Source organism: Parasalinivibrio latis (assembly GCF_036825535.1).
GTDB classification, from domain to species: Bacteria; Pseudomonadota; Gammaproteobacteria; order Enterobacterales; family Vibrionaceae; genus Parasalinivibrio; species Parasalinivibrio latis.
The window spans coordinates 244,113-266,362 of record NZ_CP098812.1 but is presented as its reverse complement, the minus strand read 5'-3'; the positions used below and the strand labels follow the sequence as shown (position 1 = coordinate 266,362).

Here is a 22,250-nt window from a genome sequence, read left to right as displayed (position 1 = left end):
TATTACAACTAGACCCATCTCGGGTCGGGCTGCCTTTATACAAGGGCGGCGAATAATAACACTATTTTGGTGAGATGGATAGACAAAAAATAAACGGCCCCTTAAAAAAGGAGCCGTTCTTTATAGGTCATTGAAAAGACGGCTTATACTTTAGCCGCTTTAGTAATAACCTTCACCAAAGTCCAAGACTTAGTCTTAGACAGTGGACGGCACTCACGGATCTCAACGGTATCGCCTTGGGCGCACTCGTTGTTCTCGTCATGAATGTGAAGCTTGGTCGTACGCTTGATGAACTTACCGTAGATTGGGTGTTTTACAAAACGCTCAATCGCAACAACGGCAGACTTGTCCATCTTGTCGCTGATTACTCGACCTTGCTGAGTACGGATTTTATCGCTCATTATGCGCCAGCCTTCTCAGTCAGAACGGTTTTAACACGTGCAATGTCACGACGAACAACTTTCAGCAGGTGAGTTTGCTGCAGTTGACCAGTAGCAGCCTGCATACGCAGGTTGAACTGTTCACGCAGAAGACCCAGCAGCTCTTCATTCAGTTGCTCAACGCTCTTTTCACGAAGTTCTTGTGCTTTCATCACATCACCGCCTTAGTTACGAAAGTGGTTTTGATAGGCAGCTTACGTGCAGCAAGATCAAATGCTTCACGAGCCAGTGATTCAGGAACACCGTCCATTTCATACAGGACTTTACCTGGTTGAATTTCAGCAACCCAGTATTCTACTGAACCTTTACCTTTACCCTGACGCACTTCAAGTGGCTTACCAGTAATTGGCTTGTCTGGGAAGATTCGAATCCAAATCTGGCCCTGACGCTTGATGTGACGAGTCATAGCACGACGAGCGGCTTCGATCTGACGAGCAGTAATGCGGCCACGACCAACAGCCTTAAGGCCGAAGGTACCGAAGCTTACATCAGTGCCGACCGCCAGACCACGGTTACGACCCTTGTGAGTCTTACGGAACTTAGTACGTTTTGGTTGAAGCATCGATAGACTCCTTACTTACGGCCCTTACGCTGCTTCTTAGGCTTTTCTGCAGCCTTTTGCTCAACGGCAGCCATACCGCCCAGGATCTCGCCTTTGAAGATCCAGGTCTTGATGCCGATTACACCGTAAGTGGTGTGAGCTTCAGAAGTAGCATAGTCAATATCAGCGCGAAGAGTGTGCAGTGGCACACGGCCTTCACGGTACCATTCGGTACGAGCGATTTCAGCGCCGCCAAGACGGCCGCTTACTTCAACCTTGATACCTTTCGCGCCCAGACGCATAGCGTTCTGAACCGCACGCTTCATAGCGCGACGGAACATTACGCGACGCTCAAGCTGAGAAGCGATGCTATCGCCAACCAGTTGTGCGTCCAGTTCTGGCTTACGTACTTCAGCGATATTGATTTGCGCAGGAACGCCAGCAATTTTCGCTACAGTTGCACGCAGCTTTTCTACGTCTTCGCCTTTCTTACCAATAACAACGCCAGGACGAGCAGTGTGAATAGTCACACGGATGCTCTTAGCTGGACGCTCGATAACGATGCGAGACACAGAAGCTTTCTTCAGTTCTTTAGTCAGGAACTGACGTACCTTGAAGTCGCCGTCCAGGTTGCCAGCAAATTCTTTGCTGTTCGCAAACCAGGTAGAGTTCCATGGTTTAACGATACCAAGACGGATACCATTAGGATGTACTTTTTGACCCATTGCTTTCTCTCCTACCTCTTAGCGATCAGCTACAACAACAGTGATGTGGCTGGTGCGCTTCAAGATGCGATCCGCACGGCCTTTAGCACGAGGCATAATACGCTTCATGGTTGGACCTTCATCGATGCAGATCTTTGCTACGCGCAGATCATCGATGTCAGCACCTTCATTGTGCTCAGCGTTAGCGATTGCCGACTCCACCACTTTCTTAACCAGCTCAGCAGCTTTTTTGTTGCTGAAAGCCAGAATGTTCAGCGCTTCTGCAACGTCTTTACCGCGCACCTGGTCAGCAACCAGGCGTGCTTTTTGAGGTGAAATACGAGCAAAGCGATGTTTTGCAATAGCTTCCATTTCTTACCCCTTAGCGCTTCTTAGCTTTCTTATCAGCAGCGTGGCCGCGATAAGTGCGTGTTGGAGCGAACTCGCCCAGCTTGTGACCAATCATGTCTTCAGTGACAAAAACTGGTACGTGCTGACGACCATTATGGACAGCGATGGTCAAACCGATCATCGGTGGGATGATCATTGAGCGACGGGACCAAGTCTTAACAGGCTTCTTGTCACCGCTTTCCACCGCTTTCTCTACCTTCTTCAGCAAGTGCAGGTCAATAAAAGGACCTTTCTTGAGAGAACGTGGCATGGCTTATCCTCTGATAATTATTACTTAGAACGACGACGTACGATGTACTTGTCGGTGCGCTTGTTCTTGCGGGTCTTGTAGCCCTTAGTAGGCATACCCCAAGGAGATACTGGGTGACGACCACCAGATGTACGGCCTTCACCACCACCGTGTGGGTGGTCTACTGGGTTCATTGCCACACCACGTACGGTAGGACGAACGCCCTTCCAACGTGTTGCACCAGCTTTACCCAGTTCACGCAGCATGTGTTCAGCGTTACCAACTTCACCGATAGTTGCACGGCCTTCAGCCAGTACTTTACGCATTTCACCAGAACGCAGACGGATAGTTACATATGCACCATCACGAGCAACGATCTGAACGTAAGCACCTGCAGAACGAGCCAGCTGAGCACCTTTACCAGGCTTCAGCTCAACACAGTGAACAGTAGAACCTACTGGGATGTTACGCAGTGGCAGGGTGTTACCTACCTTGATTGCTGCGTCAGCACCAGATTGAACAACGTCACCAGCTTTCAGGCCTTTAGGCGCGATGATGTAGCGACGCTCACCATCTGCATAAAGAACCAGCGCGATGTTTGCGCTACGGTTTGGATCGTATTCAAGACGCTCAACTTTCGCTGGGATACCGTCTTTAGTACGTTTGAAATCAATTACACGGTAATGTTGCTTATGACCACCACCGATGTGACGTACTGTAATACGACCGTTGTTGTTACGACCACCTGACTTCTGGTTTTTCTCCAGCAGTGGTGCGTATGGCTTACCCTTGTACAGATCAGAGTTAACCACTTTAACAACGTGACGACGACCCGGTGAAGTCGGCTTACATTTAACAATAGCCATAACTCTCTACTCCTCCGTTACTCAGCGCCGCCAGCGAAGTCGATATCCTGACCTTCTTTCAGAGTCACGTATGCTTTTTTCCAGTCGCTACGACGGCCTTGACGCATACCTTGACGCTTGGTCTTACCCTTAACAAGCAGGGTACGGACATCTTTAACTTCAACTTCAAACAGTTTCTGAACTGCTGCTTTGATCTCTTTCTTAGTCGCGTTAGTAGCTACTTTGAACACGATAGTGTTGTTCTTTTCAGCAGCCATTGTCGCTTTTTCAGAGATGTGCGGAGCACGCAGAACTTTCAGGATACGCTCTTCGGTGATCATGCCAGCATCTCCTCAATTTGCTTAACAGCATCAGCAGTCATTACGACTTTCTCAAATGCGATCAGGCTTACAGGATCGATAGAAGCTGTATCGCGTACGTCAACCTTGTACAGGTTGCGCGCAGCCAGGAACAGATTCTCATCTACTTCAGCAGTCACGATCAGAGCGTCATCAATGTTCAGCTCAGCCAGCTTAGCTTTCAGTTCCTTAGTTTTAGGAGCTTCAACAGCAAAGCTTTCAACAACCATCAGGCGGTCTTGACGAACCAGCTCAGACAGGATGCACTTCAGGGCACCGCGGTACATTTTCTTGTTAACTTTCTGGCTGTGGTCCTGTGGACGAGCTGCGAAAGTTACACCACCCTTGCGCCAAATTGGGCTACGGATAGTACCTGCACGGGCGCGGCCAGTACCCTTCTGACGCCATGGCTTAGCACCGCCACCTGAAACGTCTGAACGGGTTTTCTGAGCGCGAGTACCTTGACGGGCACCAGCTGCGTAAGCAACGACTACCTGGTGAACCAGGGCTTCGTTGAAATCACGCCCGAAGGTAGTTTCGGAAACAGTTAGCGCGTCAGCGCCTTTTACTACCAATTCCATACTAACTCCTCGACGTTACGCTTTAACGGCTGGTTTAACGATCACGTTGCCGCCTGTTGAGCCTGGGACCGCACCTTTGATAAGGAGCAGGTTACGCTCAGCGTCAACACGGACGATTTCCAGGTTCTGAGTCGTTACACGCTCAGCACCCATGTGACCGGCCATTTTCTTGCCTTTGAACACACGGCCTGGGGTCTGACATTGACCGATTGAACCAGGAGCACGGTGAGACAAAGAGTTACCATGGGTCATATCTTGAGTGCGGAAGTTCCAACGCTTAACAGCGCCCTGGAAGCCCTTACCCTTAGATGTGCCAGTAACGTCTACTTTCTTGATGTCAGCGAACAGTTCAACAGTCAGCTCTTGGCCAACAGCAAACTCTTCACCATTTTCCAGACGGAATTCCCACAGACCGCGGCCCGCTTCAACACCTGCTTTGGCAAAGTGGCCAGCTTCAGGCTTAGTTACGCGGTTCGCTTTTTTAGAGCCAGTGGTTACCTGGATAGCAGAGTAACCATCAGTTGCTTCGGTACGAACCTGAGCAACACGGTTAGCTTCTACTTCTACTACGGTTACAGGGATAGAAACGCCTTCTTCAGTGAAGATGCGAGTCATGCCCACTTTACGACCGACTAGACCAATCATTATTAACTCCTCTTAACCCAGGCTGATTTGAACATCAACGCCCGCAGCAAGGTCAAGACGCATCAGAGCATCAACAGTTTTATCAGTTGGCTCAACGATGTCGATCAGGCGCTTGTGAGTACGGATTTCGTACTGGTCACGTGCGTCTTTGTTGACGTGCGGAGAAATAAGAACGGTGAACTTCTCTTTACGAGTTGGCAGTGGGATTGGGCCACGTACCTGCGCACCAGTGCGCTTAGCGGTTTCAACGATTTCCGCGGTAGACTGGTCGATCAGACGGTGATCGAAAGCCTTCAGGCGGATACGGATACGTTGGTTCTGCATTAGACAGAGCTCCAAATTAATTTTTTACACAAACAATATCGCCATCCACGCCTGTGAAGACAGGGGAATGCCGATTGATTTATGTGAAACCGTAGTACCAAAATTAGGTACGTTGTCAGCCATCTTTTTATAAATGACTGCGAACATAAGCGGAGTATACATTACCGGTCTAATCAGGCTTATAAGCCTACAGCGATTAGCCATTCCTCCTGAGCTCATTGGTTCACAACTGCGTGAGCAGTGGAGCGTATTATACGGATTGAATTACCCAGCGCAAGCGTTGTTTGAAAAATAATCGGAAGCTTGCTCTAAGGTACTGAAAGATAAAACTGGTACTGAAAAGCAAAAACGGCGCTTGTCAGCGCCGTTTTCTCAATTCGGTGTTTTTATATTTGTCCGGGTTTAAGATGCCTTCTTGGTGGGTTGTGCAGCAACCACTTCCAACCGGGCAGTTTCTACCACTTCGCGGGCAACCCTGACACATTTGCCACATGTTGTACCCAAACGGGTGATTTTTCGAATCTGTCCAAAATCTGTAACTTGTTGTTCTTTTACCAAAGCGACAAGTGCCTTGTCAGTAACAGCATGGCAAACACATACGTACATGAATATCACCCGAACATTAACAATGCGGTAATGATAATCCATATCATTACCTGTTTCAATATCATGCAGTACTCTAATTCCCACAAATTGCAGACATTAAAAAAGGGTGCCGAAGCACCCTTTTTTGTGTCGTGTAAGGCGTTAATTACTTAACGATCTTAGCAACAACACCCGCACCAACAGTACGGCCACCTTCACGGATCGCAAAGCGCAGACCTTCGTCCATCGCGATTGGAGCGATCAGGGTAACAACCATCTTGATGTTGTCACCAGGCATTACCATCTCTACGCCTTCTGGCAGTTCGATAGTACCGGTTACGTCAGTTGTACGGAAGTAGAACTGTGGACGGTAGCCCTTGAAGAATGGGGTGTGACGACCACCTTCTTCTTTTGACAGTACGTATACTTCTGATTCGAAAGTTGTGTGTGGAGTGATTGAACCTGGCTTCGCCAGTACTTGACCACGCTCAACTTCGTCACGCTTAGTACCACGCAGCAGAACACCTACGTTCTCACCTGCACGGCCTTCGTCCAGAAGCTTACGGAACATTTCTACGCCAGTACAAGTAGTCTTAGTAGTGTCTTTAACACCTACGATTTCTACTTCGTCACCAACGCGGATGATGCCTTGCTCAACACGACCAGTTACTACTGTACCACGGCCTTGGATTGAGAATACGTCTTCGATTGGCAGGATGAACGGCTTGTCGATAGCACGCTCTGGCTCTGGGATGTAAGAATCCAGGGCGTCAGCCAGTTCGATGATCTTCTCTTCCCATGCTGCGTCGCCTTCCAGTGCTTTCAGAGCTGAACCCTGAATTACTGGGCAGTCGTCACCTGGGAAGTCGTACTCAGACAGAAGCTCACGTACTTCCATCTCTACCAGCTCAAGCAGCTCTTCATCATCTACCATGTCACACTTGTTCATGAATACGATGATGTAAGGGATACCTACCTGGCGACCCAGCAGGATGTGCTCACGAGTCTGTGGCATTGGGCCATCAGTCGCAGCTACTACCAGAATACCACCGTCCATCTGTGCAGCACCGGTGATCATGTTCTTAACGTAGTCAGCGTGTCCTGGGCAGTCAACGTGCGCGTAGTGACGTGATGGAGTATCGTACTCTACGTGTGAAGTAGAGATGGTGATACCACGCTCACGCTCTTCTGGAGCGTTGTCGATAGATGCGAAGTCACGTGCTGAACCGCCGTATTTCTTAGACAGTACAGTACAGATTGCAGCAGTCAGAGTAGTTTTACCGTGGTCAACGTGGCCGATAGTACCAACGTTAACGTGCGGTTTCGTACGTTCAAATTTTTCTTTAGACACGATCGTGTTCCTTCCTAGTTACCAATCACCCTCTCATGGGAGAGCGTATTGAAGTCGCATTTTGCGCCAGCTTTAAAACTGGCGCAAGGGTTACATTACTCGCCGGTGCTACGCTCGGCGACAATACGGTCAGCAATGTTCTTCGGCACTTCAGCATACTCGCTGAATTCCATTGAGTATGAAGCACGGCCCTGAGTTGCTGAACGCAGGTCTGTGGCATAACCGAACATTTCGGACAGCGGCACTTTAGCACGGATGATTTTCAGACCGGCAGGTCCCTCATCCATACCTTCAATCATGCCACGGCGGCGGTTCAGGTCGCCTACAACGTCACCCATGAAATCTTCAGGAGTGGTGACTTCAACTTTCATCAATGGTTCCAGAATAACCGGGCTAGCTTGCAGCGCACCCTTTCTGAATGCCATTGAACCCGCGATCTTAAACGCCATTTCTGACGAGTCAACATCGTGGTATGAACCGTCGAACAGAGTTGCTTTAACATCCAGCACAGGATACCCGGCCAGAACACCGTTATTCATCTGTTCTTCGATACCTTTGGCCACTGAACTGATGTACTCTTTCGGTACAGCGCCGCCAACAACTTCATCAACAAAGACAAAGCCTTCGCCCGGCTCAGATGGCGCAAGCTTCAGCCATACGTGACCATATTGACCACGACCACCTGACTGACGCACAAACTTACCTTCAACCTCAGTCGCACCACGAATAGTTTCGCGGTAAGCAACCTGCGGTTTACCAACGTTACACTCTACGCTGAATTCGCGACGCATACGGTCTACGATAATATCCAGGTGGAGCTCACCCATACCAGAAATCAGAGTCTGGCCGGATTCGTCGTCGGTTTCTACGCGGAATGACGGGTCTTCAGCAGCCAGTTTACCCAGCGCAATACCCATCTTCTCCTGGTCGGCCTTTGAACGAGGCTCAACCGCGATCTGAATAACCGGCTCTGGGAAGTCCATACGCTCAAGGATTACCCTGGCATTTGGATCACACAGTGTGTCACCGGTAGTGACCTCTTTCAGACCGATAGCCGCGGCGATGTCACCCGCGCGAACTTCTTTGATTTCTTCGCGTTTGTTCGAGTGCATCTGGACAATACGACCGAAACGCTCACGCTTCTCCTTCACGGAGTTGTAAACAGTATCACCTGAATTTACAACACCAGAGTAAACGCGCATGAATGTCAGCGTACCCACGAATGGGTCGGTCGCGATCTTGAATGCCAGTGCCGCAAATGGTTCATCATCGTCGGCGTGACGTTCAATTTCGTTGTCCTTTTCGTCAACACCTTTGATCGCTTTCACGTCAGTTGGTGCTGGCAGGAATTCGATTACTGCATCGAGAACTGCCTGAACGCCTTTATTCTTGAATGCTGAACCACAGCAAGCCAGAACAATTTCGTTAGCCAGTGTACGCTGACGAAGTGCAGTTTTAATTTCTTCTTCGCTCAGCTCACCTTCTTCGAGGTACTTATCCATCAGCTCTTCAGATGCTTCAGCAGCAGCTTCCACCAGGTTCTGGCGGTACTCTTCTGCTTTATCCATCATCTCAGCCGGGATGTCCTCATAGGTGAAGGTCATGCCCTGATCATCTTCATTCCAGTTGATCGCCTTCATTTTAATGAGGTCGATAACACCGCGGAACTGATCTTCAGCACCGATGTTCAACTGAATTGGCACAGGGTTAGCGCCCAGGCGGTTTTTGATCTGGTCAATAACACGCTCGAAGTCTGCACCTGCACGGTCCATCTTGTTGACGAACACCATGCGTGGAACTTCGTACTTGTCAGCCTGACGCCATACTGTTTCTGACTGAGGCTCAACACCAGACGAACCACAGAAAACAACTACAGCGCCGTCAAGAACGCGCAGTGAACGTTCTACTTCGATAGTGAAGTCAACGTGTCCTGGGGTGTCGATGATGTTAATGCGGTGCTCAGGATACTGAGCTTCCATACCACGCCAGAATGTGGTGGTAGCCGCAGAGGTGATAGTAATACCACGTTCCTGCTCCTGCTCCATCCAGTCCATGGTAGCTGCGCCATCATGAACCTCACCAATTTTGTGGGAGAGACCGGTATAGAACAGAATACGCTCAGTAGTAGTGGTCTTACCGGCGTCTACGTGAGCACAGATACCGATATTACGGTAGCGCTCGATAGGAGTTTTACGAGCCACAGTATTATCCTCTTACTAAGGGTATCCTTAGAATGCGGGCAAGGCGCAGCCCGAGGGCCGCGCCTTTTGTTGGTATTACCAACGGTAGTGAGCAAACGCCTTGTTCGCTTCGGCCATACGGTGAACGTCTTCACGCTTCTTAACCGCTGAGCCTTTGTTGTCGCTAGCATCCAGCATTTCATTAGCCAGACGTTGAGCCATAGATTTTTCACCACGCTTGCGCGCAGCTTCTACCATCCAGCGCATTGCCAGTGCGTTACGACGTACTGGACGAACTTCAACTGGAACCTGGTAGGTAGAACCACCAACACGGCGAGATTTAACCTCTACCGCTGGGCGTACGTTTTCAAGAGCTTCTTCGAATACAGACAGGTGTGCTTTACCTGAACGCTCTGCCATGATGTCCAGAGCACCGTATACGATTTTTTCTGCAGTCGACTTTTTACCGTCAACCATTACGATATTGATGAATTTTGCCAGCAGCTCTGATCCGAACTTCGGATCTGGCAGGATTTTACGCTGGCCGATAACGCGACGACGTGGCATGGAATATCTCCGTCTTAATTCTTCAGGTTATCCAAAACAATTTTGAAATAACGATTAGCTTTGATGCTTGGCCTTACTTAACGGATATCCATTAAGCCTTTGGACGCTTAACACCGTACTTAGAACGACCTTGCTTACGGTCTTTAACGCCTGCACAGTCCAGAGAACCGCGAACAGTGTGGTAACGAACACCTGGCAGGTCCTTAACACGACCACCACGGATCAGAACAACGCTGTGCTCTTGCAGGTTGTGGCCTTCACCACCGATGTAAGAAGTCACTTCGAAACCGTTGGTCAGACGCACACGGCAAACTTTACGCAACGCTGAGTTAGGCTTCTTAGGAGTAGTGGTGTAAACACGAGTACACACACCACGCTTTTGCGGACACGCTTCCAGCGCAGGCACGTTGCTCTTTGCAACTTGCTTAACGCGTGGCTTACGTACCAGCTGGTTGATTGTTGCCATTAGGATAGCTCCTGATATCTATACTTACGTACAAGTGTGAAAAATCTATCCTCAGAAAAACTGAGGACGCGAAATTGTAGATGTCGCACTTAAGGGTGTCAAGATTTATACAACCCAGATAATTATGATCGGGATTTCATGCTGATACCGTCTTAATATGAAGGAATGGACGGTTTACCACTTCATCTGGGTTGAGTGAGCTTCAGTCAACAAAACAAAGCCCGAAAAATCAATGACCTTTATTGAAGGCTCAACACGACTTTCTACTCCCCTCGCCTGCAAATCCTCCTGCAAAACGAAGCATTCAGCACCACAACTTTCCAAAGTTGATTGCCATTTTGTACCGCTAAGCGCGGCCATTACCGCATCTTCTGTCAGCAAAACAGCATCACCTGGTGTGGTGTAATCAAGGCACAGTGAGAGGGAATCTGTTGCAAAAGGGGACTGGCTGACTACATGTAACATCGCTGAGCTCCTCTAAAACCGCATCAAGCGGTCACATTGTGCCATTTTTTCTGCCAGTGCCGACTTGGACAGGCATTCTGCATCAATGACCAACCCGGCTTCGGTTACACCGCGCTCTGCCAAGTCATCTTCGCTGATGTAGACGTCTTCAACATCACACAGCGAGAGCATTTTGAACGTGGAAATATAATCACGGCTGAGCACAGTATCCGGGGACTGCCCAGCCAGTAACTGCATAACCCCGTCCCCAAGGAAAAACAGGGCGATATTTTCCGAATAGTTGGAAACAGCAAGCACGGCATCTAACGCTTCCCTGCCGCTGGCTGAACCGTGGGGTGCTGACGTAAAAACAAATCCCAAGCGTTTCATCACGGCTCCTTAAAACTGGATCACCCGGTCGGAGGTCAGCAGTGACTCAGCCAATGCCCCCAACCCGGCCTGTTCGTAACCATCTGCGAGGTTATTGGCTGAAAGCCCATGTAACGTGGCTTCCTGCTCCCCGACCATTCCACGGCGAAGGGCGGCGGCAACACAGGTAGTAAGTTCACACCCGGATGCTTCAGACAGTGACTGCCAGCCTTTTACCAAATCAAATTCGTCGTTAGCCGGTACTGTCAGGGCATTGGCGTTGGAGACACCATCCTGGTAGAAAAACACCCGGCTGAGGCTGTGTCCCCTGGCAACAAGTGCCCGGGCAAACAACAACGCACTGCGCGCAGCCTGGCTGCCGTAAACCGGGCCACTGACCACCAACACATAGTTCAGCGGGCTCTCAATGGCCGGCGCTAACTCACTCACCCTTCCGCTTCCTCAGTTTTTCGCTGACGGATATAGAGATATACCGTGTGCTTGGAAATATTGAGGCGATCAGCCACCCGGTTAATCGCATCTTTGATATCGAAAATGCCTTTGTCATAGAGTTCCATGACAATCTGCCGGTTCTTGGTGTTGTTTGACACGGACTTGTCTGCATTGATTTCCTCAATGGTCCGCTCCACCGTCTGGTCCACCAGCTCTTCAACATCACTGGCAAAATTCACCGCCGAGGCTGCTGTTTTGGCATCTTCTGTAGGCATGAATGCCTGCAGCACCTGGGAGAAAGGTGCATCCAGATTGATGTTGATGCACAAAAGGCCAATGATGCGCTTGTCACCGTTACGGATTGCCACGGTGATGGATTTCATCAGGGTCCCACCTTTTGCCCGGGTAAAATAGGCACGGGAGAAATTTCGCTCCGAACCTTCGATATCCCGTAGCATGCGCAGCGCCAGATCGGTGATCGGCGAACCGATTTTACGCCCGGTATTCTCACCGTTGGCGATACGGATGGCAGATTTATTCAGGTCATCCAGCGAGTGAAGTACGATTTCACAGTGCTGGCCAATCAGCTCAGCAAGGCCATCCACAACGGCTTCATATGATTTGAGGATCACATAATCATGTTCGTTGAACGGCTCACTTTCGAGCAGTTCACTTTCGACCATCACCTCATTATTAAAGTTTCCTGTAGCTACCACTGACATAACCCTTTGTCATTTATGCAGACGTTTGCACAACTTTAACTTCTTCTGCGCCTAGTTTATCAGATTGTGCTCAGAAAAAAGAAAGCCCCGGCAAAAAGCCGGGGCTTAATTATCCGAAGATATCAGCGGCTGATTACTGAGTTTTCTGTTCGTCAGCTTTTGGGGCTGCCTCAGCTGCAGGAGCTGCGGCTTTCTTAATCTCTTTCAGCTCTACAACAAACTTCAGGGTAGAGTTTGGCGGGATTGAACCTGCACCCTGTGCACCGTATGCCAACTCTGGCGGGATAACGAAAGTGAACTTAGAGCCAACTGGCATCAACTGAACACCTTCAGTCCAGCCTGGGATAACACGGTTCAGCGGGAAGGTTGCCGGCTGGCCGCGATCGTATGAGCTGTCAAACTTGGTGCCGTCAATCAGGGTACCGCTGTAATCAACAACCACAGTGTCGGTTGCCTTAGGTTTAGGGCCGTCACCCATGGTGTCCACTTTGTACATCAGGCCTGAGTCAGTTGTTACCACACCCTGCTCTTTGGCAAATTTTGCACGGAACTCTTCGCCGGCCTTCACAGTGGCTTCCGCTTCTTTCTTCTGTTGCTCGGCAACCAGTTTAGTCACGCGGGCATCAAGAGCCTGCAGTACCTGCTGGGTCTCTTCCTGGGTCAGGCGAGGATTACCGTTGAAGACATCTTCCACACCGGCAATAACCAGTTCCTTGTTCAGGTTAAGGCCGATTTTTGCCTGTTGGTCCAGGTTGGTATTCAGGTACTGGGCCAGTGATGCGCCAATGGCGTATGCAGCTTTATCATCTTCAGAGGCAAATGCCTGCTGGGCTGTTTCAGTTTGTGCTGGTTGATCAGCCGCCACTGCTGTTGATACTGGGGCTTTGGTTCCTTCCTGGTTACAACCTACTGCCAGGGCGACAGTAGCAGCCAGGAAAGAGAGTTTAAGTACAGATTTCATTCGTGACTCCGTTTCTGCGGTTTTTCCGAGCTGCCTGCTTTCGTATCGGTTGATGCGAAAGCAGGCACGAATCAATATACTGATTGTTATGGGGCCCCAACTGATTGATTGCAAGCATGATGACCCGAAGAGCTCAATATTTTTTCGTCATTTTGACATTGGTGACGCTCAACGCCTGTTTCTGGACCGGTGATGAGGCCCAACGCTGGACGATCCACCCAGAAGGGACAACCAGTTTCAGCCTTAGCCGAGATGGCCGCTTTGCCCTGTTAAGTGCAAAGGAGACAGGCATCTTCCTCTGGGACTTGCAACAGAACCAGCAGCTTGCCGACTTCGGCCCACAAGATCCAAATGCCAGCGCCGTGATTGTGAGCCGTATATCGGACAACAACCGTTTCGCTATTACAGCCACGTCACAGAATTTTGCCGTCTGGGACCTGGCCTATGGCAAAGCAGAAGGCCTGTGGTCAATCTCAGACGGGGTCATCCGGGACGCAGCGCTTAGTAATAACGGTGAGAAAGTAGTACTGGCTTTATCAAACGGCAAAGCTCTCTTCGTTGACTTGGGCAACGGAAGGCGGTTGGAGTTCCTCGCCCACAGAGAAAAAGTAAATACCGTAGATATCTCAGCGAACGGCAGGTTCGTTCTTTCCGGCGGGAATGACTACAACGCTTACCTTTGGGACACAAACACTGGCCAGATAATTTATGACTTCCCACTTGAGGCCAGAGTTACGCGGGTAGTCTTGCAACGGGATGCCAAATACGCCTTTACCTCAGATGGCGGCAACATGGCGGCAATCTGGGATTTGCAAACCGGCGAAAAGATCAGCCAGCTGAAATCCATCCTGCGTCAGCAAATATACTCTTCTGCCCGGTTCTCCGATGACGGTTCACGCCTGGCCACCGGCTCCCCCTCACGCCGGGTTGAACTGTGGGAAACCGCAACAGGGGACAACATCGGGCGTTGGCAGGCGAGAGCCCAGCCGGATACCCGGCCCCCCAGTGCCGTTGTTTACGATGTTGCTATTGATCCGACTGGCAGGGTAATCTCTAGCACCTCCGCCGGCATCGCGCAGGCGTGGATAGCCAAATGAGAGAGAGACGATGACTGACAAAGAAAAGCTCGATCTGCATGTGCAGGATTTGGAGTGCCGGCTGGCATTCCAGGAACAGGCCATTGAAGAACTCAATGATGCCCTCAGCGAACAGCAGATGATGATCAGCAAGATGCAGACGCAAATCACCTACCTGGTTTCAAAAATCAAGGCGATGGAGCCGTCTAACATCGCGTCTATGTCAGAAGAGACCCCTCCGCCGCATTACTAACCCGGCAGGTCTGGTTACGGCTCGGCGGTCAGTGCTTCATCTGCAAAGATGGCTACCCGGCACTGCCCGTCTGCCCCTACCTCAGCCCGGTACATTCCGCTGCAGTTCATCGCAAAGTGCATGCATCCTGCGGCATCAACCGCAATAGTGCCACCTTCCCCGCCCAGGGATTTCAGCTCCCCCTGCACGACCCGTTCACTGGCTTCTGCCACTGATTCACCCAGATAGCGCATCCGGGCGGCAATCTCAGACGCCACGGTACAACGAAGGAAAACTTCCCCCATCCCGGTTCCAGATACTGCCACATTCCCGTTTCGGGCATAGGTTCCGGCACCGATTACCGGACTGTCCCCCACCCGGCCGTATTTTTTGTTGGTCAGTCCACCGGTACTGGTCGCTGCAGCAAGGTTCCCATGGCTATCCAGGGCGACCGCGCCCACGGTGCCATGTTTGTGATCGTCCGGATAAACGTCACGCTTTTTGTAACTGGCCTCTGACAGGGCAAAACCATCCAGTTCCTTCATAGCCTGCAACTGGTCATAGCGGCGATCGGTAAAAAAGTAGTCCTGCTCGGTGTAATCGTATCCGCACTCGCGGAAGGCAAACTGTTCAGCACCTTCCCCAAAAAGCATGACATGGTTGCTTCGGGACATCACATCCCGGGCCAGCAGTACCGGGTTTTTAATGTGTTTTATCGCAGCAACTGCCCCGGCTTCGAGTGTTGCGCCATCCATCACTAACGCATCCATTTCCACTTCTTCATTGTGGGTCAGCACTGAACCTTTGCCGGCATTGAACAGTGGGGAGTCTTCCATCACACTGACAGCCGCAACGGTCGCATCTAGTGCAGTGCCCCCCTTAGCCAACACGTCATATCCGGCTTTTGCCGCAGTTGCCAGTGCGGTGCGGTAGCTGGCCTCGAGTTCAGGTGTCATCAGGTGGCGTTCGATAGTACCGGCACCACCGTGGATCGCTATGGCAAAGTTTCCCATCTGTTTCTTATCCATAAAAAAAGGAGCCATCAGGCTCCTTTTTTACACGCAGATGATTAGTGGCTGCAACCACAACCACCGTTGCCGCCACCGCAGCACTCGTGATCGTCATCGTGACCATGGCCACCACAACATTCGTGGTCGTCGTCATGACCGTGACCACCGCAGCAACCGCCGCCCTGGTGAATGTGGCCGTGAGCCACTTCTTCTTCAGTCGCTTCACGGATAGCCATCACTTCCACATCGAAAGTCAGTGTCTGGCCAGCCAGCATGTGGTTGGCATCAACCACCACTTCTTCGCCGTCAACTTCGGTGATTTCAACCGGGATTGGACCCTGGTCTGTATCAGCCAGGAAGCGCATGCCAACAGTGATTTCGTCAACGCCCTGGAACAGGTTTGCAGGAACACGCTGTACCAGGTTGTCATCGTATTCACCGTATGCTTCTTCAGGAGCCACGGTTACTGAGAACGCGTCACCGGCTTCGTGGCCTTCCAGCGCCTTCTCCAGGCCATCGATCAGGTTTTTGTGGCCATGCAGGTACTGCAGAGGCGCATCCTTGCTGGAAGAATCAACCAGTGCACCGTCTTCAGTTTTTACCTGGTAAGCCAGGCTAACCACGAGGTCTTTTGCAATTTTCATCGTCACTCCGAAACAAAGTGTGTATTTTCCGCGCGCATCATACCCAAAACCCGGCCACGCCGTCACCCTCTGTTTCTGCACGCTCAAGGTGCAGGCTGTTATTCCGGCTTGAACACCCCGATGATCCCTTCACTGCTGCGCTCACTTTTTTCCATGGATTTCGGCAGTCTTTCATCCGTATGGCCACAATGAACACACTCTACTTTCTCGATATTGTTCTCTTCCCACCAGCGCATGCCGTCCTGCTCTTTACATTCCGGGCAGGCCGCACCGGCAATAAAACGTTTCCTTACCATGGTCTTTCCAATATCTGTTAATCAGGATTCATTCCACTTGTCGTGGCGTTCGGTATCAACCTGCATTTCGCGGTCGAAAATCTCTTCAAGTTCCTGCCGCGCTTCTTTCGCACGGGAAAGCGCAGCGACATCATCACTGTGCTGCGGCAACATTTCATGCAGCATTGCCATATCCAGCTTACGGAAATAGGCTTCCGCCCTCTGCGCTTTGTACGGGTGCATACCCAGGTTGATCAACGCCTGACGGCCCAAGTCCAGGGCACTGAGGAAAGTCTCGCGGGAAAAGGCATCCACGCCGTTACTCATCAACTCATGCGCTTCAACCCGGCCCCGTGCCCGCGCCAGTACTTTGAGGTGCGGGAAGTGGCGCTGGCAAAGCTGGACAATTTCTATCACCTCTTCCGGTGAATGGGAGCAAATGACAATGGCTTCGGCTTTTTCCGCCCCGGCGGCGCGCAGCAGGTCAAGCTGGGTCGCGTTCCCGTAATACACTTCATAACCAAAACGGCGCAGCAGGGAAATCTGTGACGGGTCGCGTTCAAGTACCGTCACACCAATCTTGTTGGCGAACAACAGCCGCCCTACCACTTGCCCGAACCGGCCAAACCCGGCAATGATGACCCGTGAGTCCATTTCCTCAAAGGCATCCGGTGCCTGGCTCTCCGGATCCGGATCATTCAGGAATCGCTGGTACCAACGTTTTTGCAAGCTAACCATTAGCGGCGTCAGCATCATGGATACACTGACAACCACCAGCAGGAAAGCATTGAGCTCCGGGTTAAGTAACCCTTCCCCCCGGGCTGCGGTAAAGAGGACAAACGCGAACTCCCCGCCCTGTCCCAGAATGGCGGCTAACTGGCTGCGCGCCTTGGCAGAAAGCCTAAACATCCGGGCCAGTATATAAAGGATGCCCCCCTTCACCAGGATAAGTCCGGCAACCGACGCCAGAATTTCCAGCGGGTACTGCAACAGCAAGCCAATATCCACGCCCATACCGACAGCGATAAAGAACAGCCCCAGCAGCAGCCCCTTGAAAGGGTCAATGGCAATCTCCAGCTCGTGCCGGTACTCACTTTCTGCCAGCAGCACCCCGGCAAGGAACGTCCCCAGTGCCATGGAAAGCCCAAGGCTTTGCATGACAAGGGCAGTTCCGATGACCAGCAGCAATGCAGCGACGTTGAAAAGCTCTCGCACACCGCTCATTACCACCCAACGGAAAAGCGGTCGCAGCAAATAGTGGCCACCGAGCAGAAGGGCAACGATGGCCCCCAGCATAATGACCACATCAACCCAGCTCCCGATACCACCACCAGCCAAGGCTGGGATAACTGCCAACATCGGGATAACCGCGATATCCTGGAACAGGAGTACGGCAAAGCCATTCTGCCCGGCTTCGGAGCGGGATAATCCCTGCTCTTCAATCACCCGCAGAGCAATAGCGGTGGAAGAAAGCGCCAGGGCCATCCCGATGACCAAGGCATCCCGGTTTTCCACCCCCAGGGAAAGGCTGATGGCAAAGATGACCAGCGCAGTTACCCCAACCTGGCTGCCGCCAAGCCCGAGGATAGGTTTGCGCATCTTCACCAGCTTTTTAGGGTTCAGCTCAAGCCCGATAAGGAACAGGAGAAGCACCACCCCGAATTCAGAGAAATGGAGAATAGAGGCAACGTCGGTAAACAGCCCCAGCCCCCAGGGGCCAATGGCAATCCCTGCTAAAAGGTAACCGAGTACCGACCCCAGCCCCAGGCGCTGGGCAAAGGGTACCGCCACCACGGCAGCAGCCAAGAAGATAATCGCCGCCCCCAGAAAACTGTGTTCAATAAATGCGGATGTCACTGGCTCCATCGGTGCCCCTCAATCAGAGGCAGGGGGCTTTCCAGCCAGTCTGCATAAATTTCAGCATGGGCGTTCCGGTCATCATCGGAAACCCTTCTCGCCCAGTGCAATACCAGTGGCGAAAGCCAGTTTCCCCGGCACAGCAGTGCCGTCAGCTCAAACGGCTGTAACAATTCCGCCATGGTGTATTTGTTGTAGCCACTTTCAGAGAATGCATCAGCAGCACCACCGGTAGTCACCGCACAGCGCCAGTATTTCCCGGCCAGGGCAGACCCGTCACCGTGGGCAAACCCCTTGGCAAGCACCACATCAATCCATTCTTTTAGCAAGGCCGGGCAGGAATACATCTGCAGGGGGAACTGAAACACGTATATATCGTGGGAGAGTAATTTTTCACGCTCTGCCGACACATCGATGATGAAGTCGGGATAGCTGCCGTAAAGGTCTGTCACAGTGACGTGTGAAAGCAGTGATGCAGCGTTTACCATCTTGCGGTTGGCATGGGACCCATGGGGATCCGGGTGGGCATATATCACTAAAATTCGGGGCTTGTCTTCGGGTGTGTCTGTCATTCAAAGTCCTTTTAAGTGATATATCTACATTATAAGTCACCTTACGAATACATTAACACAGCATCCTGATCCGTCCAGTGTCACCCGGAGGGACTGCAGCTATACCCAAACCACCTCAAGGTGCGTTATTCAGAGTGATTTCAGTGCGTTCAATTCAAGGAAAATACCTGTAGGAATGGCTGTTCCCTTTCAAAGGTATTTGACACAGAAGTGGACGCACTGAAACACTCCCGAAGGGCGAGTTTGATTGGCTCTCATTCTGCGTTGCTGTTTTTTGATTTAGAGCCACTAGATCGTCAAAACAGCGCCTTGACTGACAACCAATCAACTCTCGCTGAAAACTGCATCTTGAGATGGCTTGGGTATATAATGCCGCCTTCTCAACGGACAGAAACCCTCAGGCTGACATGATTATTTTCTCCGATATCCAATTAATGCGCGGCGGCAAAATGCTGCTGGACCACACCTCTGCCACCATTCACCCGGGGGATAAAGTCGGCCTGGTCGGTAAAAATGGTTGCGGCAAGTCCAGCCTGTTTGCCTTGCTCCGGGATGAACTGCACCTCGATGGCGGCAGTTGCCAGTTCCCTTCATCCTGGCAGGTTGCCTGGGTTGCACAGGAAACCCCGGCACTGGAGCGTACTGCCATTGAGTATGTTATTGATGGGGACCGAGAATACCGCGACCTGGAAGGCCAGCTCCATGTAGCCGAGGCTGCCGATGACGGCCACCGGGTGGCAGACCTTCACGACAAACTGGCGGCTATCGGTGGTTACAGTATCAATGCCCGCGCAGCAGAGCTACTGGACGGCCTCGGCTTCAGCCAGGAGCAGATGGGGTGGCACCTGACCCAGTTTTCCGGTGGCTGGCGGATGCGCCTCAACCTCGCCCAGGCGCTGCTGTGCCGCTCTGACCTGCTGCTCCTAGATGAACCGACCAACCACCTCGACCTCGATGCCGTGCTATGGCTGGAAAAATGGCTGCAAAGCTACCGCGGCACCCTGGTGCTGATCTCCCATGACCGAGATTTCCTCGACCCGGTTGTCGGCCGCATCATCCATGTTGAGCACCAGAAGCTTAACGAGTACACCGGCAACTACTCAGCGTTTGAAATCATGCGTTCGGAAAAGCTGGCCCTGCAACAGGCAAGCTTCGAGAAACAGCAGCGCCAGATTTCCCATATGCAAAGCTACATTGACCGCTTCCGCTACAAGGCAACCAAGGCCCGCCAGGCCCAGAGCCGTATCAAGGCGCTTGAGCGGATGGAAAAAGTGTTGCCGGCCCAGTACGACAACCCATTCAGCTTTGAATTCCGCGAGCCGGATGCACTGCCAAACCCAATCCTGATGATGGACCACGTGGCAGCCGGTTACAGCGACAAACTGATTCTGGAAAAGATCCGGCTCAATCTGGTACCGGGCAGCCGCATCGGCCTGCTGGGGCGCAACGGAGCCGGTAAGTCGACCCTGATTAAACTGCTCTCTGGTTCCATCAAGCCACAAGGCGGCGAGATGACTTACTCCCAGGGCGTGAAAATCGGCTACTTTGCCCAGCACCAGCTGGAAACACTGCGTACTGATGAAACCCCGCTCCAACACCTGACCCGGTTGGCACCGGAAGCTACCGAACAGCAGCTTCGTGACTACCTTGGCAGCTTCGGCTTCCAGGGTGACAAGGCACTGGAGATTATCGGCCCGTTCTCCGGCGGCGAAAAAGCGCGCCTTGTGTTGGCACTGCTGGTGTGGCAACGCCCGAACCTGCTGCTTCTGGACGAACCGACCAACCACCTTGATCTCGACATGCGTGAGGCACTGACCCTGGCACTGCAGTCCTACGAAGGGGCCATGGTTATCGTCAGCCACGACCGTTACCTGTTGCGCGCCACCACCGACGACCTATATCTGGTCCACGACCAACAGGTCGCCCCGTTTGACGGTGACCTCAACGACTACCACAAGTGGCTCAGCGAACAGCAGAAAGCCACGCGCCGTGAAGCCAAGCCGGAAAAAACCGAGAAAAAGGTCGAGCACAGCCAGGCTGCCCGCAAGGAGCAGAAACGCCTGGATGCCGAGTTCCGCCGCCAGACTGCCCCTATTCGCAAGAAAATTGACAAATTGGAAACACAGATGACCGATTTATCTGCCAAGATATCGGATGTCGAAAACGCCATGGCCGACGTCAGCCTCTACAGCGCCGAGAACAAAGGCAAGCTGAATGAGTTGCTGATGCAACAGGCCGAGGCCAAGGGGAAACTGGAAGAGGTCGAGCTGGAATGGATGGAGCTTCAGGAACAACTGGAACAGATGGAAACAGCATTCAAAACGGCCTGACCCCGGAGGGGCTCTGGCGGTTCTGCCTGTCCCATTACGAAGACCCGGATGTCAAACACGCCTGCCTGGCACTCCAGGACAAGCACCAGGGCAACGTAAATCTTGCCCTGATGCTGATTTGGCTGGAGTCACGCGGCTTCAGCCTTGATGACGCCAGCCTCGACCGCCTTGAGCTGGCACTGGAACATTCCGCCTTCCTGCTTGATGACTACCGCCAGATCCGGCGCGAGGTAAAACGCCAGATTGATATCACCCTGTACCGCAAAATGCTCGGCTTTGAGCTTAAGCTGGAACAGCAGCAGCAAAAAGACCTGGTGGCCGCCCTAAACCAGGAAACCTGGCTGATGGATGAAGAATCAGTGGTAAAGCGTTACTGCCGCCGCCTGACCCCCAATGCAGCCTACCTGTACAACGCCCTGATGCACGGTAACACCACGGCCACTACGCCCAAATAAATACCAGGCACCCGGCTGTCAGCACACCCATGGTGCCGTTGAAAACCCGCCAGCTCCGGGGATGGGAAATCAGCCTGCCCAACATAACCCCAAACCCTGCCCAGACAGATATCGCAGGCAACCCAACCACCACAAATGCCGCACAAACAACCATGGCAGAAAGCCAATAGTTATCCCCAGACACGGTAAAGGTACTGATTGAGCTTATTGCCATCATCCACGCCTTGGGGTTAACGAACTGGAACATGGCTGCCGCCCAGAAGCTCATGGGGCGGGATCCGGAAGAACGCTTTTGCGATGACGGTTCGGCTGTTGCTATCTTCCATGCCAGGAAAAGCAGGTAACCGCTTGCTGCCCATTTAAACCCCTCCTGCACGGCAGGAAAGGTCTGGAAGATCACCCCCAGCCCGGCCGCCACCGAGAGGATCAACAGCACCATACCGGCGGAGATCCCCACCATATGTGGCAGAGTGCGGATAAAGCCAAAGTTCGCCCCGGACGCCGTCAGCATCATATTGTTCGGCCCGGGTGTGCCCGAAGTTGTCAGCGCAAATACCGCCAGCGGCATGACAAGCGTCCAGTCTGTCATGTGTCACATCCTCATATGATTGTATCGATACAA

Annotated in this window: 31 protein-coding genes; 4 read left to right on the top strand and 27 right to left on the bottom strand. The window is 52.0% G+C overall.

Annotated features, from left to right (window positions below; genetic code table 11):
* Positions 1–143: 143 nt before the first annotated feature.
* The 21 genes from rpsQ to fkpA form a co-directional block, all read right to left on the bottom strand.
* Positions 144–401: a 30S ribosomal protein S17 gene (gene rpsQ, locus NF212_RS01330; protein ID WP_434358159.1), complete on the bottom strand. Its 258-nt coding sequence runs from the start codon at positions 399–401 to the stop codon at positions 144–146.
* On the bottom strand, positions 401–592 hold the full coding sequence (gene rpmC / locus NF212_RS01325; RefSeq protein WP_054675898.1) for a 50S ribosomal protein L29: 192 nt from the start codon (positions 590–592) through the stop codon (positions 401–403). The genes rpsQ and rpmC overlap by 1 nt, the downstream gene beginning before the upstream one ends.
* Positions 592–1,002 (bottom strand): 50S ribosomal protein L16, encoded by a 411-nt coding sequence (gene rplP, locus NF212_RS01320; protein WP_054675895.1) that lies wholly within the window; start codon positions 1,000–1,002, stop codon positions 592–594. Before rplP ends, rpmC begins: the two co-directional genes overlap by 1 nt.
* Positions 1,003–1,013: 11 nt before the next feature.
* Positions 1,014–1,706 carry a 30S ribosomal protein S3 gene (rpsC, locus tag NF212_RS01315; protein ID WP_054675891.1) on the bottom strand — a complete coding sequence of 231 codons (693 nt, stop codon included), beginning with the start codon at positions 1,704–1,706 and terminating at the stop codon, positions 1,014–1,016.
* Positions 1,707–1,724: 18 nt separating this feature from the next.
* Positions 1,725–2,057 (bottom strand): 50S ribosomal protein L22, encoded by a 333-nt coding sequence (rplV, locus tag NF212_RS01310; RefSeq protein ID WP_054675888.1) that lies wholly within the window; start codon positions 2,055–2,057, stop codon positions 1,725–1,727.
* Between the two features lie 10 nt (positions 2,058–2,067).
* Positions 2,068–2,346 (bottom strand): 30S ribosomal protein S19, encoded by a 279-nt coding sequence (rpsS, locus tag NF212_RS01305; RefSeq protein WP_054675885.1) that lies wholly within the window; start codon positions 2,344–2,346, stop codon positions 2,068–2,070.
* 20 nt (positions 2,347–2,366) lie between these two features.
* Complete coding sequence (gene rplB, locus NF212_RS01300) at positions 2,367–3,191, bottom strand: 50S ribosomal protein L2 (RefSeq protein ID WP_434358155.1); 825 nt, start codon at positions 3,189–3,191, stop codon at positions 2,367–2,369.
* Positions 3,192–3,208: 17 nt separating this feature from the next.
* Positions 3,209–3,511: a 50S ribosomal protein L23 gene (rplW, locus tag NF212_RS01295; protein WP_054675879.1), complete on the bottom strand. Its 303-nt coding sequence runs from the start codon at positions 3,509–3,511 to the stop codon at positions 3,209–3,211.
* Positions 3,508–4,110 carry a 50S ribosomal protein L4 gene (gene rplD, locus NF212_RS01290; RefSeq protein ID WP_434358153.1) on the bottom strand — a complete coding sequence of 201 codons (603 nt, stop codon included), beginning with the start codon at positions 4,108–4,110 and terminating at the stop codon, positions 3,508–3,510. The genes rplW and rplD overlap by 4 nt, the downstream gene beginning before the upstream one ends.
* Positions 4,111–4,125: 15 nt before the next feature.
* Positions 4,126–4,755 carry a 50S ribosomal protein L3 gene (rplC, locus tag NF212_RS01285; protein ID WP_434358151.1) on the bottom strand — a complete coding sequence of 210 codons (630 nt, stop codon included), beginning with the start codon at positions 4,753–4,755 and terminating at the stop codon, positions 4,126–4,128.
* Between the two features lie 12 nt (positions 4,756–4,767).
* Positions 4,768–5,079 carry a 30S ribosomal protein S10 gene (rpsJ, locus tag NF212_RS01280; RefSeq protein WP_054675873.1) on the bottom strand — a complete coding sequence of 104 codons (312 nt, stop codon included), beginning with the start codon at positions 5,077–5,079 and terminating at the stop codon, positions 4,768–4,770.
* A 402-nt stretch (positions 5,080–5,481) separates the two neighbouring features.
* A complete protein-coding gene (locus NF212_RS01275) occupies positions 5,482–5,685 on the bottom strand; it encodes a (2Fe-2S)-binding protein (protein WP_434358148.1) in 204 nt (67 codons plus the stop codon).
* A 145-nt stretch (positions 5,686–5,830) separates the two neighbouring features.
* Positions 5,831–7,015, bottom strand: coding sequence for an elongation factor Tu (tuf, locus tag NF212_RS01270; protein ID WP_434358146.1), 1,185 nt, complete (start codon positions 7,013–7,015; stop codon positions 5,831–5,833).
* A gap of 95 nt (positions 7,016–7,110) precedes the next feature.
* Positions 7,111–9,216 (bottom strand): elongation factor G, encoded by a 2,106-nt coding sequence (fusA, locus tag NF212_RS01265; protein WP_434358144.1) that lies wholly within the window; start codon positions 9,214–9,216, stop codon positions 7,111–7,113.
* A 75-nt stretch (positions 9,217–9,291) separates the two neighbouring features.
* Positions 9,292–9,762, bottom strand: coding sequence for a 30S ribosomal protein S7 (gene rpsG, locus NF212_RS01260; RefSeq protein ID WP_054673550.1), 471 nt, complete (start codon positions 9,760–9,762; stop codon positions 9,292–9,294).
* A 91-nt stretch (positions 9,763–9,853) separates the two neighbouring features.
* Positions 9,854–10,228, bottom strand: coding sequence for a 30S ribosomal protein S12 (gene rpsL / locus NF212_RS01255; RefSeq protein WP_054673553.1), 375 nt, complete (start codon positions 10,226–10,228; stop codon positions 9,854–9,856).
* Positions 10,229–10,402: 174 nt separating this feature from the next.
* A complete protein-coding gene (tusB, locus tag NF212_RS01250) occupies positions 10,403–10,693 on the bottom strand; it encodes a sulfurtransferase complex subunit TusB (protein WP_434358141.1) in 291 nt (96 codons plus the stop codon).
* 12 nt (positions 10,694–10,705) lie between these two features.
* Positions 10,706–11,062, bottom strand: a complete 357-nt coding sequence (gene tusC / locus NF212_RS01245) for a sulfurtransferase complex subunit TusC (protein WP_434358139.1) — start codon at positions 11,060–11,062, stop codon at positions 10,706–10,708.
* 9 nt (positions 11,063–11,071) lie between these two features.
* Positions 11,072–11,491, bottom strand: a complete 420-nt coding sequence (tusD, locus tag NF212_RS01240; protein WP_434358137.1) for a sulfurtransferase complex subunit TusD — start codon at positions 11,489–11,491, stop codon at positions 11,072–11,074.
* The gene (locus NF212_RS01235; RefSeq protein ID WP_434360806.1) at positions 11,488–12,177 is read right to left on the bottom strand and encodes a helix-turn-helix transcriptional regulator; all 690 of its coding nucleotides are present in this window, start codon (positions 12,175–12,177) and stop codon (positions 11,488–11,490) included. The genes tusD and NF212_RS01235 overlap by 4 nt, the downstream gene beginning before the upstream one ends.
* A 172-nt stretch (positions 12,178–12,349) precedes the next feature.
* Positions 12,350–13,177, bottom strand: coding sequence for an FKBP-type peptidyl-prolyl cis-trans isomerase (gene fkpA / locus NF212_RS01230; RefSeq protein ID WP_434358135.1), 828 nt, complete (start codon positions 13,175–13,177; stop codon positions 12,350–12,352).
* Between the two features lie 119 nt (positions 13,178–13,296).
* On the opposite strand from fkpA, the gene NF212_RS01225 reads away from it, so the two are divergent.
* A complete protein-coding gene (locus tag NF212_RS01225; RefSeq protein ID WP_434360805.1) occupies positions 13,297–14,274 on the top strand; it encodes a WD40 repeat domain-containing protein in 978 nt (325 codons plus the stop codon).
* 10 nt (positions 14,275–14,284) lie between these two features.
* Positions 14,285–14,506 carry a SlyX family protein gene (locus NF212_RS01220; protein WP_434358133.1) on the top strand — a complete coding sequence of 74 codons (222 nt, stop codon included), beginning with the start codon at positions 14,285–14,287 and terminating at the stop codon, positions 14,504–14,506.
* 14 nt (positions 14,507–14,520) lie between these two features.
* Here NF212_RS01220 and NF212_RS01215 read toward each other — a convergent pair whose 3' ends face one another.
* The 5 genes from NF212_RS01215 to kefG form a co-directional block, all read right to left on the bottom strand.
* Positions 14,521–15,528, bottom strand: coding sequence for an isoaspartyl peptidase/L-asparaginase family protein (locus tag NF212_RS01215; protein ID WP_434358131.1), 1,008 nt, complete (start codon positions 15,526–15,528; stop codon positions 14,521–14,523).
* Between the two features lie 26 nt (positions 15,529–15,554).
* The gene (gene slyD, locus NF212_RS01210) at positions 15,555–16,139 is read right to left on the bottom strand and encodes a peptidylprolyl isomerase (RefSeq protein ID WP_434358129.1); all 585 of its coding nucleotides are present in this window, start codon (positions 16,137–16,139) and stop codon (positions 15,555–15,557) included.
* A 98-nt stretch (positions 16,140–16,237) separates the two neighbouring features.
* A complete protein-coding gene (locus tag NF212_RS01205) occupies positions 16,238–16,435 on the bottom strand; it encodes a YheV family putative zinc ribbon protein (RefSeq protein WP_434358127.1) in 198 nt (65 codons plus the stop codon).
* A 21-nt stretch (positions 16,436–16,456) separates the two neighbouring features.
* Positions 16,457–18,280: a glutathione-regulated potassium-efflux system protein KefB gene (gene kefB, locus NF212_RS01200; RefSeq protein ID WP_434358125.1), complete on the bottom strand. Its 1,824-nt coding sequence runs from the start codon at positions 18,278–18,280 to the stop codon at positions 16,457–16,459.
* A complete protein-coding gene (gene kefG / locus NF212_RS01195) occupies positions 18,268–18,843 on the bottom strand; it encodes a glutathione-regulated potassium-efflux system ancillary protein KefG (protein ID WP_434358123.1) in 576 nt (191 codons plus the stop codon). Before kefG ends, kefB begins: the two co-directional genes overlap by 13 nt.
* A 407-nt stretch (positions 18,844–19,250) precedes the next feature.
* On the opposite strand from kefG, the gene NF212_RS01190 reads away from it, so the two are divergent.
* Together NF212_RS01190 and NF212_RS01185 are read left to right on the top strand one after the other, a co-directional pair.
* Positions 19,251–21,173 (top strand): ABC transporter ATP-binding protein, encoded by a 1,923-nt coding sequence (locus NF212_RS01190; RefSeq protein ID WP_434360804.1) that lies wholly within the window; start codon positions 19,251–19,253, stop codon positions 21,171–21,173.
* Positions 21,116–21,628, top strand: coding sequence for a TIGR02444 family protein (locus NF212_RS01185; RefSeq protein WP_434358121.1), 513 nt, complete (start codon positions 21,116–21,118; stop codon positions 21,626–21,628). Before NF212_RS01190 ends, NF212_RS01185 begins: the two co-directional genes overlap by 58 nt.
* Here NF212_RS01185 and NF212_RS01180 read toward each other — a convergent pair.
* Positions 21,615–22,217, bottom strand: a complete 603-nt coding sequence (locus tag NF212_RS01180; protein ID WP_434358119.1) for a LysE family translocator — start codon at positions 22,215–22,217, stop codon at positions 21,615–21,617. The genes NF212_RS01185 and NF212_RS01180 overlap by 14 nt on opposite strands.
* Positions 22,218–22,250: the final 33 nt, after the last annotated feature.